18 protein-coding genes and 1 pseudogene are annotated in these 16,902 nt (G+C 62.1%); 5 read left to right on the top strand and 14 right to left on the bottom strand.

Annotation, left to right across the window (positions count from 1 at the left end; translation table 11 throughout):
• The 5 genes and pseudogenes from BV106_RS33970 to BV106_RS36720 all read right to left on the bottom strand — a co-directional run.
• Positions 1–239 (bottom strand): annotated as a pseudogene (locus tag BV106_RS33970) (hypothetical protein); the annotation flags it as partial.
• A gap of 202 nt (positions 240–441) precedes the next feature.
• Positions 442–951, bottom strand: coding sequence for a hypothetical protein (locus BV106_RS33965; RefSeq protein WP_038172541.1), 510 nt, complete (start codon positions 949–951; stop codon positions 442–444).
• A gap of 41 nt (positions 952–992) precedes the next feature.
• Positions 993–1,409, bottom strand: coding sequence for a biopolymer transporter ExbD (locus BV106_RS33960; RefSeq protein WP_038172535.1), 417 nt, complete (start codon positions 1,407–1,409; stop codon positions 993–995).
• Positions 1,410–1,480: 71 nt separating this feature from the next.
• On the bottom strand, positions 1,481–2,119 hold the full coding sequence (locus tag BV106_RS33955; RefSeq protein ID WP_038172533.1) for a MotA/TolQ/ExbB proton channel family protein: 639 nt from the start codon (positions 2,117–2,119) through the stop codon (positions 1,481–1,483).
• Between the two features lie 49 nt (positions 2,120–2,168).
• Positions 2,169–2,915, bottom strand: coding sequence for a TonB family protein (locus BV106_RS36720; protein ID WP_051946917.1), 747 nt, complete (start codon positions 2,913–2,915; stop codon positions 2,169–2,171).
• 430 nt (positions 2,916–3,345) lie between these two features.
• On the opposite strand from BV106_RS36720, the gene BV106_RS36715 reads away from it, so the two are divergent.
• The 3 genes from BV106_RS36715 (at position 3,346) to BV106_RS33925 (ending at position 6,796) form a co-directional block, all read left to right on the top strand.
• On the top strand, positions 3,346–4,893 hold the full coding sequence (locus tag BV106_RS36715) for a hypothetical protein (protein ID WP_051946915.1): 1,548 nt from the start codon (positions 3,346–3,348) through the stop codon (positions 4,891–4,893).
• Positions 4,894–4,986: 93 nt separating this feature from the next.
• Positions 4,987–5,943: a peroxiredoxin-like family protein gene (locus BV106_RS36915; protein ID WP_063768051.1), complete on the top strand. Its 957-nt coding sequence runs from the start codon at positions 4,987–4,989 to the stop codon at positions 5,941–5,943.
• Between the two features lie 196 nt (positions 5,944–6,139).
• A complete protein-coding gene (locus BV106_RS33925; RefSeq protein WP_038172523.1) occupies positions 6,140–6,796 on the top strand; it encodes a rhomboid family intramembrane serine protease in 657 nt (218 codons plus the stop codon).
• Positions 6,797–6,916: 120 nt separating this feature from the next.
• Here the strand turns inward: BV106_RS33925 and BV106_RS33920 are convergent, their stop codons facing one another.
• From BV106_RS33920 to BV106_RS33880, 9 genes are all read right to left on the bottom strand, one after another.
• Positions 6,917–9,418, bottom strand: a complete 2,502-nt coding sequence (locus BV106_RS33920; RefSeq protein ID WP_038172521.1) for a hypothetical protein — start codon at positions 9,416–9,418, stop codon at positions 6,917–6,919.
• An 845-nt stretch (positions 9,419–10,263) separates the two neighbouring features.
• A complete protein-coding gene (locus BV106_RS33915; protein ID WP_038172518.1) occupies positions 10,264–10,668 on the bottom strand; it encodes a hypothetical protein in 405 nt (134 codons plus the stop codon).
• Between the two features lie 12 nt (positions 10,669–10,680).
• On the bottom strand, positions 10,681–11,544 hold the full coding sequence (locus BV106_RS33910; RefSeq protein WP_038172516.1) for a ferredoxin family protein: 864 nt from the start codon (positions 11,542–11,544) through the stop codon (positions 10,681–10,683).
• Positions 11,545–11,621: 77 nt separating this feature from the next.
• Positions 11,622–11,960, bottom strand: coding sequence for a hypothetical protein (locus BV106_RS33905; RefSeq protein WP_038172514.1), 339 nt, complete (start codon positions 11,958–11,960; stop codon positions 11,622–11,624).
• 394 nt (positions 11,961–12,354) lie between these two features.
• Positions 12,355–12,813, bottom strand: a complete 459-nt coding sequence (locus BV106_RS33900) for a hypothetical protein (RefSeq protein ID WP_038172512.1) — start codon at positions 12,811–12,813, stop codon at positions 12,355–12,357.
• Positions 12,814–13,006: 193 nt separating this feature from the next.
• Positions 13,007–13,213, bottom strand: coding sequence for a hypothetical protein (locus tag BV106_RS33895; RefSeq protein WP_265596358.1), 207 nt, complete (start codon positions 13,211–13,213; stop codon positions 13,007–13,009).
• Between the two features lie 154 nt (positions 13,214–13,367).
• Positions 13,368–13,736, bottom strand: a complete 369-nt coding sequence (locus BV106_RS33890) for a hypothetical protein (protein ID WP_038172508.1) — start codon at positions 13,734–13,736, stop codon at positions 13,368–13,370.
• A gap of 256 nt (positions 13,737–13,992) precedes the next feature.
• Positions 13,993–15,198, bottom strand: coding sequence for a radical SAM protein (locus BV106_RS33885; RefSeq protein WP_038172505.1), 1,206 nt, complete (start codon positions 15,196–15,198; stop codon positions 13,993–13,995).
• Positions 15,199–15,429: 231 nt separating this feature from the next.
• On the bottom strand, positions 15,430–15,918 hold the full coding sequence (locus BV106_RS33880; RefSeq protein ID WP_051946913.1) for a glycine cleavage system protein H: 489 nt from the start codon (positions 15,916–15,918) through the stop codon (positions 15,430–15,432).
• Between the two features lie 128 nt (positions 15,919–16,046).
• Between BV106_RS33880 and BV106_RS33875 the strand changes: the two genes are divergently transcribed.
• Both BV106_RS33875 and BV106_RS33870 read left to right on the top strand, forming a co-directional pair.
• On the top strand, positions 16,047–16,586 hold the full coding sequence (locus BV106_RS33875; RefSeq protein ID WP_038172503.1) for a hypothetical protein: 540 nt from the start codon (positions 16,047–16,049) through the stop codon (positions 16,584–16,586).
• Positions 16,587–16,636: 50 nt separating this feature from the next.
• On the top strand, positions 16,637–16,902 hold a 266-nt coding region (locus BV106_RS33870; protein WP_038172501.1), incomplete at its 3' end, for a Rid family detoxifying hydrolase.

Here is a 16,902-nt window from a genome sequence, read left to right as displayed (position 1 = left end):
TCCACGTTCCAGGCGACGTCGGTCGTAGGGGTGGTGCGTGTTGACCCCGCGAACTGGATGATGTCAGGAGCCGTGGGAAGCGTGGGATTGGCTGGGGCGACATTGCCGGCCCAGTTGTCAGCAGAACTCCAGTTGTTGTCGTCAATGTCACCGCCATCCCAGATCACGGTGGCTGCTGGCAAGAGTGCTGTACAAGAGGCAAAGCCGACGATGATCAGAGAAAGTACGCTGGGGGACATGAGAGGGCGCTCGAAGGGGGCGAGACAGAAAAGGGGGGGAACCATACGTCTATTTGTGAATAATCTTCTGATCAAATTTAAGGGGCAAGTATTTACAGGGTGTGGCCCGCGGCAGGGTTCCACCAAGCCCGAAAAGAAAACCGCCGCACCCCAGATGGAGCGCGGCGGCTTGTGAAGAGATTGTGGTAGGGGGCCGGGGCGGCTACTGCGCTGCGGCCGTGGTGGTGGGTTTGGCACCTTCGCCGACCAGCTTGTTGTACTTGGCCACGGTTTCGTTGAGCTTCTTGTTCAGCGAATCCCGCTCGTCCGTGAGTTTCTTGATCGTCTCGTTGCCTTGCTTGATGGCCACGTTGGCCTGCTCAATGAGGGCGTTTTGCTTCTCGATGGACTCGTTCTGCTGCTTGATGGCGGCGTTTTGTTTCTCGGCCATCTCGCGCAGCTGGGTGTTGAGCACGGTCTGTTCTTCGTGCTCCTGCTTGGAGACGGAGGTCTGCCGGAGTTCTCCCAGGGAGGCGGTGAGGCGGAGGATTTCACCATCGGCGGCCTTCACCCGGTTCTCCAGTTCCTGGTTGGCGCCGGCGAGCTTGGTGGTCTCATTGCGCAGGTCCACCCCGAGCTTGCGGAGGTCACTCTCACGATACCACTGAATGGTGCAGAGCCCGCAGAGGGCCGCCAGGAGCGTGACGAGGATAGTGGAGGAAATAGGGCGCATGGAAGATGCAGAATTCTGGTGCGAGGCGGGGCTTTCGAAGGCTACTGCTTGTCCACAGGTTTCACATTGAAGGCCACCTTGGTGACGCCGCAACGTTTCACGTAGTCGAGCACCGCGATCATCGCGCCATGGGGCGTGGCCGCATCCCCACTGATGTACACGGGCAGCTCCTTGTTGGCGCTGAGGCGTTCCTTGAGCATCTGGTCCAGTGCTTCCAGGGAAATCATGTCCTTGTCCAGGAACACCTGGCCCCGGGCATCCACGGCCAGCGAGATCACATCGGGCTTGAGGTTGCTGTGGGAGGTGGCGGCGGCCGGCAGGTTCACGTCGATCGTGCGCTGCTTGGTCATGCTCATGGTCACCATCATGAAGCTGGCGAGCAGGAAGAACATGATGTCGATGAGCGGCACGATTTCGAGCCGGGCTTTTTTGGCACCAAGGGGCGAGATGATTTTCATCGCTTCGCGAAAGACGGAAGTCTGGGGAAGGGGGGCGGCAGGGACCTGTGCGGGCCTTTGGCCAGCCCGGCTTAGACGTGAACGGACACGCGGTGGGTGGCGACGAAGACTTCCACGTTGTTCGCGGCGGTCTCGATGTCGTGCTGCAGTCCGGCCACCTTGGAGTGGAACCAGTTGTAAGGGATGAGCGTGGCGATGGCGATGCCGAGGCCGAAGGCTGTGGCGATGAGTGCCTCACCGATACCGCCGGTGACTTTTTCCACCGCGAGCTCTGCACCGCCGACGGCGCTGAAGCTGCCCATGATGCCCGTCACGGTGCCCAGCAGGCCGAGCAGAGGGGCGAGGGTGATGATGGTGTCCATGGCGGTGAGGAAGCGGCCCGCCTGGCGGATCTCGATGCCAGCAGCGGCCTGCAGAGCGCCCTGAAGGCTGGCGTGACGGTGGGACAGGCCCGCATGAACCACGCGCAAAACCGCATCGGAAGAGTTCGCGGAGAGTTTCTGGGCATGGCCGAGGTCACCGGACTCCAGGGACATGAGCACGCGCTCCAGGTCCTGAGGCTTGCGGTTCTTGGCATGCATCAGCCACCACCAGCAACGCTCAAAGATGATGGCAATGGCGGCAAAGGTGACCACGCCAATGGGCCACATGATAGGGCCACCATGGCGGAAGAGATCGACGAGGGCGTTGGCGAGGAGCGGGTTGGGCATGGGGTGCAGGGAGGGAAAGGAAACGAGGTGAGCGAAGGGGGGAGGGGAATCAGCGGAGGACAAAGCGCACGGGCACGATGTAGCGGCGGATCTCACCGGCCGGCCAGCGCCAGCGGCGGCGCACGTGGTCCTGGGCGGCGCTGTCCAGCTCTCCGTTGCCGCTGGAGGATTGTACGGAAACGGAGCCGGGAATGCCGCTCATCTCCACGACGACCAGGAGACGCACCGTGCCCTGAGCACCGGATTTGCGGGCATTGTAAGGATAAGAGGGGTGGGGGAACCGCCCTGAACCGCCGCGGAAGAGGGTGGGGGAGCCGCTACCCGTAGCCGCACTGCCTGAGCCACCGGAGCCTGAATTGGACGGCGGGGTGGTGGAGCGCCGGGGTTGAGGCTTGGGACGGTCCACCTGCGGTTTTGGCTTGGGGGGAGTCGTCGTAGGCGTGGGGGGCGGCGGTGGCGGGGAGTCCAGTGGCAGGATTTCCGACATCTCCGGAGGCGTCAGCGGGGCCTCGATGGTGGGGACCGGGGGAATCTCCAACTCCTCCACCATTTCTTCAATGGGCTCCTCGGTCACCTCGGGCTCCACCGGAGGCGCTTCAGGGGCGGCCTCTGCAGGGGCGTTAAATTCTTCCAAAGGGATCTCATCGCCCATCTCCATGATCATGGGCATGTCCTCCGTCTTGGGCAGGAGCGGCAGGCTGGCTCCGTAACCGCCGATGCCAAGCATCACCAAGGCCACCCCTGCCACCCAGGTGGAGGCGAGGTGGGAGTCTTTCTGACGGGGAGCGATGATCATGGGGCCGTAGTTACCAAGGACTCAAAACGTCGTGGCAGGGAGCTTTTAGCCGGGGGCCTGCATGCCGGACGTGAAAGGCGCCGTCCCTAGCAGAGTCAGGCGTTTGCCGGTAGGGGCGAGGCTGAGCGAAGCGGATTCGAGAGCGTACGAAGACACGGACTGGAATGGGAAAGCGGCTGCGCCACGATCTGGGGTCCACGCGGCGGGGCGTGATATAGAGACCCAATCGCATATCGCGGCAAGAGCTTTGTTGAGATCTCCTCTCATTTATTGTCCCGAATTGTAATCGGAGAATTTGCATTTTACACGCTTTATCGTCCAAGGTGAACAAAGGTATGTTGACCCTGTATCCGGCCATCCGGGCGGGGTCAGCCCGCTTTTAGAGCCTTTCGTTCCCACCAGTTCGCACTTCCTTATCGATTCCCATTTCATGTCTTCTGATTCCCCCAGTTCGCACAAGTCTCCCGACGCTGCCGCCTCTCTACCGGCCCCAGTTTCACTGCCCTCACCGGAGGGCCTGCCGGCTGCCGACGCCAGCGCCTCCCAGGCCGCACCCGCCACGGCGGAAGCCGCCGCTGCCAATGGACCGGCTCATGAGATCCCCCGCATGCTGGCGATGGCCCAGCAGCTGATGGGCACCGGTGCCCCTGACGCGCTCAAAGGCGCGGCTGAGCTTTCTCATCGCGCCATCGTCCTGCTGAAGCAGAAGCCGTTGGCTGATGAAGACATGTGGCACCGCCAACTGGCGGCCGCATGGATCATTCACGGTCACGCTCAACGCGAGTCTGGCAGCCCCTCCGGGCGAACGGCAGCAGTGAAGGCCTATGATGAGGCCCTGGCTCATCTGGCCAAGGTGCCGGACATCATCAATGACGAGGAGCGCCATGACCGGGCGAACCTCTGGACCAATCGTGGCCGCACCTACATGGAGGAGGAGTCTCCAGAGGCGCAGAAGGAGGCGGTGCGCTGCTTCGATGAGGCGGTGGTACTTAGGAAACAACTTCCGCTGGAGAACCCTTCATTCCGCTGGGGGCTCACGGCATCGCTGATGAACCGCGGGGATGCGCTCACCCGCCAGAGTGATCCCGCCGCCCTCAAGGAGGCGGTGGCCAGCTATGATGAGGCCATCGAGCATCTCAAGCAGCTGCCCTATGAAGAGCATGCCGGCACGCGCTCGCGCCTGGCCATCGCTTTCATGAACCGCGGCATCACCTGGCAGTGCCATGGCAATCCTGAGGCTGCGGCGGAGGCTGTGAAGTCCTTCGAAGAATCCGTGAATCTCCTGCAGGGTGACTTCGAGGCCAAAGAGGCCGAGCAGGAGGGCATCCTCTCCTGTGCGCTGATGAACCACGGGAACTCCCTGCTCTCCTGCCAGCCTCCGGTGCCCCTGCAAGCCCTGGAGTCGGCCCGGGTGGCGATGGAACTGGTGACGGACCGTGAGCGGACCGAACCCATGTGCGGTGAGGTGGGCATCAAGGGCAGGCACCTGAAGTGCCGCGTGCTGGCCTATCTGCTGGATCATCCGCCTCAGGGCACCGGAGCCCCCACGGGCCAGGACTGGATCACTGAGGCGACAGACGCTGCGGATGAAGGCATGGAACTGGCACGGCATTGGAACCTGCATGGCATCCCGCAGTTCCAGCCGCTGGCTGGTGACCTGTTCCGTTTCGGTAGCCGCATCTACCAGGTGAGCCAGCCTCACTTCCTTGCAGAATTTCTGCTGGATAGCATCGACCCTGACCGCTCCCCGGGAGCCCCCGTGCGTGACCCCTATATGTTCCACATCGCTGGTGAGGCTCTCTGGAACGCCGTGGTAGCCCTGGAGAAGGCGGTGCCGCGCACGCAGGACCCTGAGCAGCGGGAAGCGCTGCTGGAGGTGCTGGGAGATCTGCAAAAGGCGGATGAGCGTCTGCGAGAGCTGCGTGAGACCCACCTGGCCCCTGCGCCAGGAGTGGGACCGACGCTGGCCATGGCGTGACCCTGATGGCACCCGCCACGCTGCGTGACGGGTGCCTTTGTTTGATCTAGAACCTGCCTTCCATCGGAGAAGGCAGGCGGAACCCAAGCTCCCATGAATGCAGCCCCCGCATCCGGACCGGTCGCCCCGCGCTGGATGCGGACCCTGTTGCTGGTTGCAGGAGCTTACAACATCCTGTGGGGCGCGTGGGCAGTGCTCTTCCCCGCCGCGGTCTTTGACTGGTTGGGGATGGCGCAGCCCAATTACCCGCAACTGTGGCAGTGCATCGGCATGATCGTTGGTGTTTATGGGGTGGGTTATGCCATCGCCGCCACCGATCCCGCCCGCCACTGGCCCGTGGTGCTGGTTGGTCTGCTGGGGAAGGTGTTCGGACCGATCGGCATGGCGCAGGCCGTGTGGGAGGGATCGCTGCCGGCAGCCTTCGCGCTGACCTGTGTGACCAATGACGTCATCTGGTGGGTGCCGTTTGCCCTGGTGTTGAAGCACGCTTGGGAGGTTCATCTGGGGCAGTCAGGAGAAGCTGGGGAGGTCCCTTTGCCGGATGAGAGGACCTTGCTCACGGAAGCTACGACTTCCACGGGGCGGTCTCTCGCGGAGCTTTCCCAAGAGACCCCGTTGCTCCTGGTGTTCCTGCGTCATTCAGGCTGCACCTTTTGCCGGGAAGCCTTGGCAGATCTGGCCCGGGTGCGTGGGGTGATTGAATCCGCCGGCACGCGGATCGCGTTGATTCACATGGGGGAAGCGTCGGCCTTTGCCGCATTCACCGCGCAGTACGGCCTGTCAGATCTCCCGGCGGTCTCTGATCCGTCCCGACGGCTCTATCGCGGCCTGGGGCTCAGACGTGGGAAATTCTCCCAGTTGCTGGGGTGGAAGGTCTGGTGGCGCGGCCTGCAAGCTTTTCTGAAGGGGCATCGGATCGGCAAATTCGAGGGCGATGTCACGCAGTTGCCTGGGGTCTTCCTTATTTTTCGCGGTGGCGTATTGAGGCGGCACTTCCCCCAAACATCAGCGGACAGGCCTGACTATCAAGCCCTTGCAAAAGTGCCCTGAGTTGCGCCAGGAGTGCTCCGAACGCCAGTGAAGAATGTTCCATTATTTTTTGGAGAAATTTTCCATCCAATTGCAAGTGAGCCTACGAATAATGAGCTAGAGCCGGAGGGCGGTTGGCATGGACAACGCGGAATCCAGCCGCCGCCCTCTGGATGGGGTGGACAGATGAGGGTTCACCGTCGTTGTTGGGGGATCTATGGTGATCGCCCCCATCAAGATTGAGACGCTGGCTTCTGGACGCCCGTGGACAAACTGGGCCGTGATGGCCGTGTGTGCCCTGGTCTTTTTCCTCGGTGGAGATTTCCAGATGGAGCCCTTGGCGCTGGATCGTCCTTTCAGTCTGGCGACCAGCCTCTTTTACCATGCGCAGGTTGCCTACTTTGTTTATTCCCTGTTGCTGCTGTGGGTCTTCGGGAATGTGCTGTGTCGCAGTGTGGGTGGCGTGTTGTACTTGCACATCTTCCTGGCGAGCGGTGTCGTGGGATCTGTGATGGGACTGCTGGTGGCCGGGGCCGCGATGCCGGGAGCCGTCGGCGCGGCGCATGGCGTGGCGGCAGCCGTGGTGGCTCTGTATCCGCTGAATGAAGTGACCCTACTTTTTCTGGGTCGCCGTGGCGCGGGGGTTCATCACGTGCCGCTGTGGATGGCCGGCCTTGGCTGGCTGGGGATCTGCATTTTTGTAGCGCTGCTGCAGGTGTCGTGGTTGCCTTGGTGGCCCTTCGTAGGCGGCATGCTGGCAGGCTCCATCGCGGGAGTGGTGCTGCCGGCAACAGGCATGTTCGATCGGGTTCGAGATGAAAACCCGACCCTGTGGGATCTGCTCGTCCGCCCGCCCCGTGAGGGCCGGCGCTGAGATGCGGGAGCTACCCGCGTAGTCGCATGTCTGCTGGAGTAGACAACGGCAGGCACGACTAACCCTGCGCCAGCCTTCAGGTCTTGAGTCTTCACGTCTTGAGTCTCCCACGCCGCGGGCTCACACAAACTCCAGCATGGCCTCGTCGTCGTACCAGTCCAGCCCGTGCAGTTGCTCGATCTCATACTCTCCAGACCGGTGCAGCGGGAGGCCGAGATACTGCGCCAGGGCCAGGTCATAGGTGGTGAACAGGGACTTGAGTTCCGCGCTACAGCGGGCCGGATAAACCTCAAAGCACACCAGCCGCAAGTTGCTGGAGATGGCGATGAGCTGCCGCCCCACCACCTTGTGTTCCGCGTTGCGGGCATAGAGCACGTGTTTGTTCGCGTCCAATGCCACGACCACCGCAGACTTGTCCCAGGCTCCTCCGGGGGCCAGACAGCTCTTCGCGTAGGTGCCCAGCTTGAGCTTCTCCTGCAGGTTGTGCTCCAGTGCCAGGCGCACTGTGCCTTCCTTCGTCAGCGCACGTTCCACCTCGAACCCGCTCTGCCAGTGCTCTCGCACCTTTGGCGGCAAGGCATGCAGCCAACGCGCATTGGCCGGATGATGGTGGAGCGTTGCGGCAGGCTGGTCGGCCACCATGCGGAGGGTGCGGTTCAGGGTGCGACGTCGGGTGATCACGCTGCGTGCCATCAGCAGAGAGTGAAAATCCACTGTCGGCGCATTGCGCACCGCTGGGAAACTGCGGCGCTGGCAACAAGCCGCCAGATCCAGCAGGACCCGGGCTTGCATCTTCACAGTCTCCACCCATGCCTCATACCGGTAGTGAGCCAGCACGTGGTCTGCCAGGGTGATGCTCCCGGCATGGTGTGCTCGCAGCTTGTCCGGCACCGGCTTTTCCCCGTCCTCCGCTGTAGCATCCAGCAGCGGGATCAGGCGGTCCAGGTCCAGCCCACCGGGGTTGCAGGAAACCAGCGGATGCTCCTGGAACATCTGCCAGACCTCCTTCCGGGCGTGCTCTGGCAGGGTGCCCAGCGCATGCAGGAAGGTGACAAACCGGCCCGGGCAATGCTGTAGCAGCGGCAGGTACAGGGTGGCATTCGCGTCCGCGTCTTGCAGGGCCATGCAGCCCTCCACCACCCACCACTTGTAGGAGCAGGTGCGGGAGGCCTTTTCCAGATGCGCCAGGAGTGGCTGATTCGCCGCCACCTGCTGGAGACGGGAAGGGGGAAGCCGTCTGAAGAGGCAACCCAGAGGTTCTGCCACCTCAGAGGAGTTGTATGAGGAGGCGGTCAATGTGCGGATCAGCGTCGGCGTGACCTCGACCAGCTCCCGCGTGGGTTGCATGCCGGCGTTGACCAGCAGACTGGCGAACACCTCAAGCGCCTTCAGTCGCATTTTCAAAGGCGTCTGCTCCAGAGTGCGGATCAGGCCAGGCAGGACAGGCCTGAGCTGGGACCAGCGTTTCTTGATCAGATCCGGATGCTGGCGTCGGCAGCGCCAGATATCGGCCAGCTTGATGAGGAGTCGCGCCAAGTGGTGCTGGGGCCACCAGCCGGGGCGGATGCTTTCCAGCACCTCGCCAAAGCCCTCCAGGCGTCTGGCCGCCTCCCAAAGCCGTTCGCTGAGCATGATTTGGTCCCGTGCCGCCTTCTTCTTCATGGTTCTGACCATCAGCACCCGCGGGAGTAGTTTCCTAAGGGGGCGATAATGCGGCTGGCAGGGCAGGTTACCATCGGGAGCGGGCACGGGCAGGCCAGCCGCCCGCAGCCGCAGCCAGCCCACGACGGTGCGTGGTTCCAGTCCCTTGGTGAGCAGCGTCAGAGGCTGCCTCCAATCCGGGGTGTGGGTACGCTTCAGATACTGCAGCAGGTGGTCCATGCCAGGCGGGCATGGCTGGCTGAGCAGGCCAGAGGCGCGGGCGAGTTCAAGGAAATCTGTGCTGGTGTGCACGGGATGGGCCAGTTGCGCTGCGCGTTGCCAGCCCGCGCCATGACGGCAGGCCCACAGGTGCAGTGCCGTCTGCCGGCTCGTGAGGTCCAGCGGCGTGCGGGCCAGGCATTGCAGCAAGGCCGCGCTCTGGCGTGCGGAGGTGCCAGAAGGCAGGGCCAGCATCAGCAGCGGTGCATACAGCGTGACGTGGCGGGAAGCCTCCAGATCCACCGTGAGATGCGCGTGGTAGTGCAGCAGGGGATCCAACACCAGCGCTGCGGTGGGCGCGGGCGGGGGCGTAGTCTCTCTGGCCACGGCCTCGCCCCACCAGGGGGCAAGCTCCAGCAGTAGTTTCCTGACGCACGCAGGGTCGTTGAGCCACGGGCGGATGTCCCGGGCATGGTCCAGCGCAGGCAGCGGGCGACTGGCCAGTGCGGACGGCCCGTAGGTCTGGCGCAGCACCGTGAGCAGCGCGCGCAGCGTGGCGGTGTTTCGCCTCGCATGGGCCAGCGCCTGCCACGCGGCGTGGATTTCCACAAAGGGAGACCTCCGGCCGGGGAGCTTTTGCGGAAACGGCTCCAGGTGGAGCTGCAGGGTTTCTCTTTTCAGCCGGCGGTCCATCTTCTCCACCACGCCCACCCAGGTGAGCCCATGAGGTTGGCGGAGAACAGGCAGTGAAAGCGATGACATAAACAAGAACAGGGTAAAAGGAGGGGTGGGATACTCGAAACAAGCACAGGGAGAGCGTCCGGCCGTCAGCCTGCATCGTGGCAGGGAAGGTCGGTGGAAAATGGGGGCCCCGGAGCGGGGCGTGATCAGCCCGGGAGAGAGAAAGAGAAACCCGCCGCAGCAGAGGCGACGCGGGCACACGTACTAGCTCACGGCACCGGAAGGTGCAGGGCCATGGTGTCTCAGAGTCCTGGGATTGCGGCAACAGTTGAGCCGCGCCGGCTCACTTTAGGAGCCGGGACTTGATACAAGAGGGAATGGAGCGATGGCATTCACCATGCAGCCATCGTCCCATGCTGGCGGAGAAATGCAAGAGACAATTTTTCGATGGCGAAGGGGGTGGGGTGTAGGTTGTTACATGAACCCGGTGCTGTGAGGAACGTGTCTCACACAAAGGCACAAAGGGTCGGGCGGCGAGAGGGAGGGAGTTTCCGGGCGATCAGTACGGTTTGTTGAACTCCCTTGGAGTTCATCGGTGCTGTGCGCTACCCGGGGTGGCGACCGCTTCGCGGTCTGACCCCGGGCTGTTGTGTATCACGCCGTTGGCGTGAAGTTTCACTGGACCCTGGACGCCCAAACACGTGCGCGACGTGTTGTTTTCAAGGAGCGGCGGTTTGTGCTTGCACAACCGCCGGTCGTTACCGGAGGAACAGCGTCTCCAAGCAAGAATGCAGGGTGAGACCTCCGACAGCGCGGGGGTGTTTGTCTATCGATCCGCTCCGCTTGCCCTCGGCGGTTGTGCAAGCGCAAACCGCCGCTCCTTGTGGGGCGTGCATGCGTTGGCCTATGCGGCTGGTCCTGCTGCCCTACCTCTGCCCCTTCTGCTCCCGCCACCACTCGGGCAGACGGGGATTCACGCGCTGCCAGAAGATGCCGTGGTAGCGGGGCAGGCGCGTCTCCCTGAGGATGAGCAGTATGCTCAGCCCCAGCGCCAGGCCCAAGGCCACACGCAGCTCTAGCCACTCTAACCCGAGCGACAGAGCGGCCAGCGCAATGAAGGCCCCGGCCCACACCAGCTCTGGCTTCCGGCCAATGCGGAAGACATTGCAGAACAAAAAGAAGTGCCCGATGACAAATGCTGCCATCACCGCGAGCTCACTCGAGAACCGGGCCAGCCAGGTGATCAAGACCGCCCCGACGACGAGCACGACCGCATCCGTCCACGAGAAGCGGAACCCCGGGGCGTACCGGGGGATGTCCGGCGAAGGCATGGCGAGGTCGGATCAGGCCGGGGTGCCATTCGCACTGAGCGCGGCTTGGGCCCTGGCCTGGGCTTCCTCGGCCTTGCGCATGATTTCGTCTGGGGAGGGCAGGGAGGCGAGCACCTCGGCGGGGATGAAGCCATCCTGGGCCATTTTGGTGAGGCACTTCTTCCGCTCTTCCAGGGCCTTGTCCGCGCTGCGCTCCTTGGAGAAGCGCGACTTCGCCGCTTCACTGCGGTCCCTCAGGCGGGCGTAGATGTCGCCACCCAGGAGGCTGCTGATGTCCACTTTCATCTTCTCCCGCCGGAGGTCTTCCTCATTCACGACTTCGCCGTTGATCGGGCCAGCCTGGTGCTTGGGGAACATGATCGCTACTTCCGGGCAGACTCGGGAGCAGGCGGGGCAGTTGGTCTTGCAGTTGTCGTTGTTCTGCACCTGGATCTTGCCGTCTTTGCTCACGCCATAGACGTCGAAGAGGCAGAAGCTCAGGCACTGCATGCAGTTGGTGCACCGGGAGTAGTCGATGACGGGGAACCAGGGCTTCCAGGTGCCAGGCTGGTTCATCGGCTTGTTGCCGCGGGCCTTCTCCACGAGGGAGACGATGTCCAGGGTCTCCAGTCCGGTGATGTCCCGGGCCTCGATGGTCACCTTGCCTGTGGCATCCTCCAGGTCGGGTGCCTGTTGATTCTGAAATTGCCCCAACACCAGCAGGGAGCGGTCATCATGCGGAAAACCGGTGGAGCCCTGGGCGGTGGCCCGGGTCACGGCATATCCTTTGTCCAGCAGGGCCGCCAAGACCTGGGCGCGCGCCGGGGCAGAGAGGGCGATGGCACCGGTGCCTTCATACAGGACGACTCGCAGAGGACGGGCAGTGTGGGTGATCATGTGCCGGTAAGTGGTAAGAGGTAAAAAGGTAAGTGGTGCCGGGCGGGCGGGAGCCTCACACTCCGGGGAGAGGACGGTCAGGCTTTCAGCATGCCCTCGGAGACCTCGTCGATGGACTGTACGCGCATGTTCAGGATCTCGACGCCGTCTTCAGGCAGAGGACTCTCCGCCTGGCGGAAAAGGCCGCGGACCACACGGGGGAAACAGGCGGCAATGCGAATGGGGGTGGTGTTGGCAAAAGCCTTCAGCCGCTCGTCGCGGTGGGCGGCCATTTCGCAGAGGTCGGCCACGGATTCGAAGCTGGTTCCCGAGTCGCAGAGCTTTGCCAGCACGCCGTCTTTGACCGATTGCGGGACGACCTGGGCGTACGCGCAGCGGCAGTAGAGGAGCTTGGGTGATGGCGAAGAATCAGACATTGATTTGGAAGACTATGAAGTATGACGGGACTGGCTTGGACACACAAGCACCATTCAAAGCAGACGCAGACTGGAGGGCAGTCTTTCAGAAAGAGGCCATTCCGGTGCGTCAGTGAGGATGGGAGGACTGGTGGTGATTGGGGGGCTTTGGCGAAAGTGGGATGCCATGTACCTTGAGCGGGCGGGAATTTGGACACGGATCGCTGCCCTGCTGTTCGCGATTTATGGGGGGCAGGGCTACCTACGGCCCGGAAGGCAGGGGCTTTGCTTCCAGTGCTGGTATGCGGCTGCCACCGCTCGTCGGAATACTGACTTGAGTGTGCAGCCTCGGGAGTGCGAAGTCCTAAACGCTCAAATAGCGGACTTCCAGCCTCTTTTGGACATGCCTGTCAAGCTAGCCGCAAAAGTAGGTGCCTTCGATCGGGGCTGTGAGAATGTAACGAAGGTACTCCGGATAGGAGAAAGGGAATTTGCGAAAGTAGGAGGGACGGAATTGATGCTCGTCTTCCAGGTGAACAGTTTTCTCAAATGCAAAGGCACCGACGTGGAAGCCTTTGCCAGCGGTGGTATTGATGGCCAACCTGCTTCCATCCAAAAGTGAGCCCACTGGGAGGAACTTCTTGTTCGATTTCGACATGTTGATCGCCTCAATGATCCACGATTCGGGCCAAAGGTAGCAGTAGCTCCAACCGCCAAGTTCAATCTTTACCTGAGTAGATGGCAGCGTCTCACTAAATTGCTCCCATGCCGACCAATTGGGATACCTGCTTTGGAGCAGAGCGACGAAACTCGTGGAGCCCTTTGTGGTTTCAATTTTGAGTTCGGCGAAGATCGTGGCGAGTTCGAGATCCATCTGGTGTTTGTAATAAGGAGTAGTGGGATTGCAAGTGTGAGCTTGGTCGGTTTCAATCTCGCGGGGCCGGAGACCCCGCCTCCTTTACTCTGCGGCCAAGTGGCCTGGCAGTTTGATTGCGGAATAAGGGAGGCGGGGGTTCCCAGCCCCGCTCACGCCGCAAACGTCTCATGAACGCTTCACGCTTGCCGCCTCAGGAGCCGTTCGTCGTGATGCCCCACTGCCAGAAGCCTCCCACGACGGTCAGCCCCAGCGACAGGCCATACCAGCCGAGTTTGTCACGTCGGACAAGCAGGGCCACACTCCAGATCGCGCCAATCATGAGCAAGCTTCCTGCAGCGGGAAACCAGAATTTTCCAAGCAACACGGCGAAATGGTAGCTGGCAGTGGGGAAATGCATGAGGCCAGCCATGGTGGGCATCCAAAAGACTCCCGCGCCGAACGTTGAGGAGACCAGCATCAACATTCTGACAACCTGGTTGGCTGGAGTTTGACGGCGATCTGTTGGGAAGGGCGAGGGGTTCATCGTTTGGCCGGAGCCTAACAGTTTTTTCTCATGGTCCGATCCCGCGCACGAGTAGTTTCATCGATAATAGTATTGTCATCGCGCAGAACAGTCCAAGCGCCATCGTGAGTCCCACGCCGATCACTGACTGACGGGGTGTGATCATGGCCACGCGTCCTTCGGTATCCGCCCAGAGAGTGGCGGCGAGGCCCCAGACCAATGGCACCAGCAACAGCAGAGGGCCCGAGCTGAGCATCCACTCGACCATGCCGGAAAGGCGATTGAAGTGCAGTCTCGCGCCCGCCATGTGCACCTCATATATCCTGTGAAAGGTGCGGACCACCAGGATGGAATCGACAACCACGCTCGCCTGAATGATCGCAAGCGTCCCGACAAGCGGTGGGGGGAACCGGAGCATGATTTGGTGAGCTTACCCGGGTGGCGGCGTGCAGCACAAGCCGTAAGTGATTCTCAAGTCGCCTGGGCTTCGTCCCCTCCGCTCCTGTGCTCGCGGGGGTTCCCAGCCCCGCTCACGCTACAAAAGTCCCATGAGGTGCTTTCTTGTCTGCCACGTCAGGAGTCGTGCGTCCTGACCGCTTAAAAGCGGAAATCCAACCCTGCCTGTGGACCTGAGCACCTAGCTTGACTCAGTCACCCACCTCTGACTCTCTCCCTCACTTCTTCAGCGAGTGATACACGCCGAAGTCCTGATAGAAGAAGCGCTTGGCCACCCAGTACATCCAGTGTTGCTCGGGGATTTCCTCTTCCTTCACCCACTGGCTGGTGCGTGGGGTCATGCTGTCCAGTTCCTTCATCGCGGTCTGGCGCATGGTGGTGTCATGGGCACCGTGTTTCAGGGCGATCTCCTTCACCAGATCAGGGCGTTCCAGCACCACGCAGCCGCGGGTGTGCTGTGCGGCGATCTCGCGGAAATCCTTAAGGAAGCCAGAGGAGGTAAAAGTTTCATAGACCCCGCGGGAGTCTTTGATGTTCTCCGTGGCGAACTGGATGATGGGGCAGGGCTCGATATCGCCCTTGGGGCCGACGTGGTGGCTGATGCCGGTGGCCATGGGGCAGAGGGCCTGGCCGGCGTGATCATAGTAGGCATCCACAATGGCAATGGGCTGCCGGGCCCGCTGCTGCACGATGAATTTCCTCGCCCGCGTGATCTGCTCTGGTGTCAGAGCCAGGTCTGCATTGATCTTGGGACCGACCGGGCGGTAGGTGTGGAACCAGGTGTAGTGCACCCCCATGTCGATGAGCTTCTTCAGCCATTCGACAGACAGCAAGTCGTCGATATTGGTCTGGCACAGGCTGGTGGCGACCCCTGTGAGGAGCTTCTGATCTAGGCAGTGGCGCAGGCCACGCAGGGTGCGATTGAGCACGTCCTTGTTGCCCCGGCGCTCATCGCTCACGGTGCTGGTGCCTTCGATGCTGACCAGCGGGGTGGCGTTGCCGATCTGGCGCAACGCCCTGGCGGTCTTCTCCGTGATCAACTGGCCATTCGTGAACACCTGGAAATACGCATCCGGATGCTGGGCGAGAAAGTCGAGCAACTCCGGATGCATGAACGGCTCGCCGCCCAGGATGCCGAAGAAGCTGTTCCCGTGGGACATGGCGTTGTTCACCGTCCGGTTCAGCGTGTCCAGATCGATGGCATTGCGCGGCGCTTCCACATCCACCCAACACCCTTGGCAGCGCAGGTTGCAGGAGTTCAAGATCGAGAGGTACAGGAACGGCGGGAAGTACACGCCCTGCTTCATCCGCTTCTTAAACAGCATCACCGACCGTGCGCCTTTATAGCCAAAGTTCCACGCGAGCTTCGCCAGACACTGAGGATCTACCGTGCTGAGAATGCGGGAGCCGAGGGTGAAGATCATGTTCTGGGTGGTTTGGGAGTGCTGGGGCTGCGGGCGTCAGTGGGCAGTGGGCAGTGGGCAGTGGGCTATAGCAAGGCAGGGCTAGTCTGAAAAGAGACAACGTCAGGCGAAGCCCTTTTGACACGCAAAATCTCGATTCGCTGGATATGGGAGGATCTGACGCACTGGCCACTGACTGCTGCCCACTGCAAACTACGATGCCAGTTGTTTAGCCCCCTGAATTTCAAGCTGCTAAGACTCCCCGCCCTCGCCCGCGTCATCCGGGTACCCCGCGTCTTGCATCTTCTGGATGATCTTGCCCAGCAGCTCCACGTACTCGTGCACGTCCAGGCTCTCGGGTTCGGGTTCGCCGCGGGCGGCGTAGAGCCAGCCGTCCACGTAGGGATCGCTCTTCACGATGCAGGCATCGGCCTGGAGAATGGGGTTGGTGCCGGCGAAGGTGCCGTCCATGACACAGTACACATCGCTGGCGGCCTTGAAGCCCTCCACGCTGCCGATGGTCTGGCCGGGCTCGATGGGGGAGCCGATTTCCAAGGGAAACTGGCTGTCCACGAGTTCACCCAGCATGCGCGTGGCGAACTTGGTGAATCCCACGTGCCACAGTCCCTCTTCCCCCTCCACCTGGGACATCCAGTAGTGGGAGGGCGAGTAGCGGAATCCCTCAGGGAAGCGGGCGGAGAACCGGGCGTGCTTGAAGCGGACGTAGTTGAGGGAGGCCATGGAGGAAGGGCGGGAAAGGGAGAGCAGAAACGGAGGGATGCAAACGTGTTTTCCGAGTACGATCTCCCGGCGGCACGCGGGAAGAAATTTCATTGGCCGTGCACCCCGGGCCAATGTAGGCGTGGCGCATGAAGTCCCTCCGTGCCTTGCTCGCGTCATTCGCCGCGCTTTGCGCCCTTATCCTGTCCTCCTGCACGTATTTCGGCGTGAACGCCCCTCCCGTGCCGACGGTGGGGACGCAGGTGACCTGGCCGCCCTCGAATTTCTCCGAGGTGCGAGGCTACTGCTATGACTACACGGCGGAGGAAGAGCGCTCCTTCTTCGTCAACGGCCGCATGCACAACGGGGTGATGGACCCGCGCGGTGTGACCCTGCGCCCGGACCAGGTGCGGCGCCTCCTGGGGGCCTTGACCGTTTCCCAAGGCAAGCAGTCTCGCACCCCCTGCTACAAGCCGCATCACGCCTTTGTCTTCTACAACCCCCAAGGCAAGGTGGTGGCCGTGTTTGAGATGTGCTTTGGCTGCAACAAGTTCCGTGAAACGCCGGAAGGGCTCCCTGAGTACGTGAACACCGCCGAGCTCTACGCCCTCTGCCAGGAGCTGGGCCTGCCGCTCGGTCAGGGAAATCAATTTTACACGGACGTTTGCCAGCTTCGCCGGGTGCGCTAGTAAATAGGCCCGCGCTGAGTCCAACCCCTCGACGCTCTACATCCCTCACCATGGAAATCATCTCCGCCCCCAACGCCCCGGCCGCCGTCGGCCCGTACTCCCAGGCCGTCCGTACCGGCAATCTCCTTTTCTGCTCCGGCCAGATTCCGATCGTCCCTGCCTCTGGCAAGATCGAAGCCACGGACGTGGAAGGCCAGGCCCTCCAGGTCATCGCCAACATCAAGGCCGTGCTTGCCGGTGCTGGTCTGACGATTCAGAATGTGGTCAAGTCCACGATGTTCCTACAGGACATGGGCGATTTCCCGAAGGTGAATCC

The organism is Verrucomicrobium sp. BvORR106, from assembly GCF_000739655.1.
In the GTDB taxonomy this organism is placed as follows: Bacteria; Verrucomicrobiota; Verrucomicrobiia; order Verrucomicrobiales; family Verrucomicrobiaceae; genus Verrucomicrobium.
The sequence above is the reverse complement of the archived record's forward strand: the minus strand, read 5'-3'. Positions and strand labels throughout refer to the sequence as shown.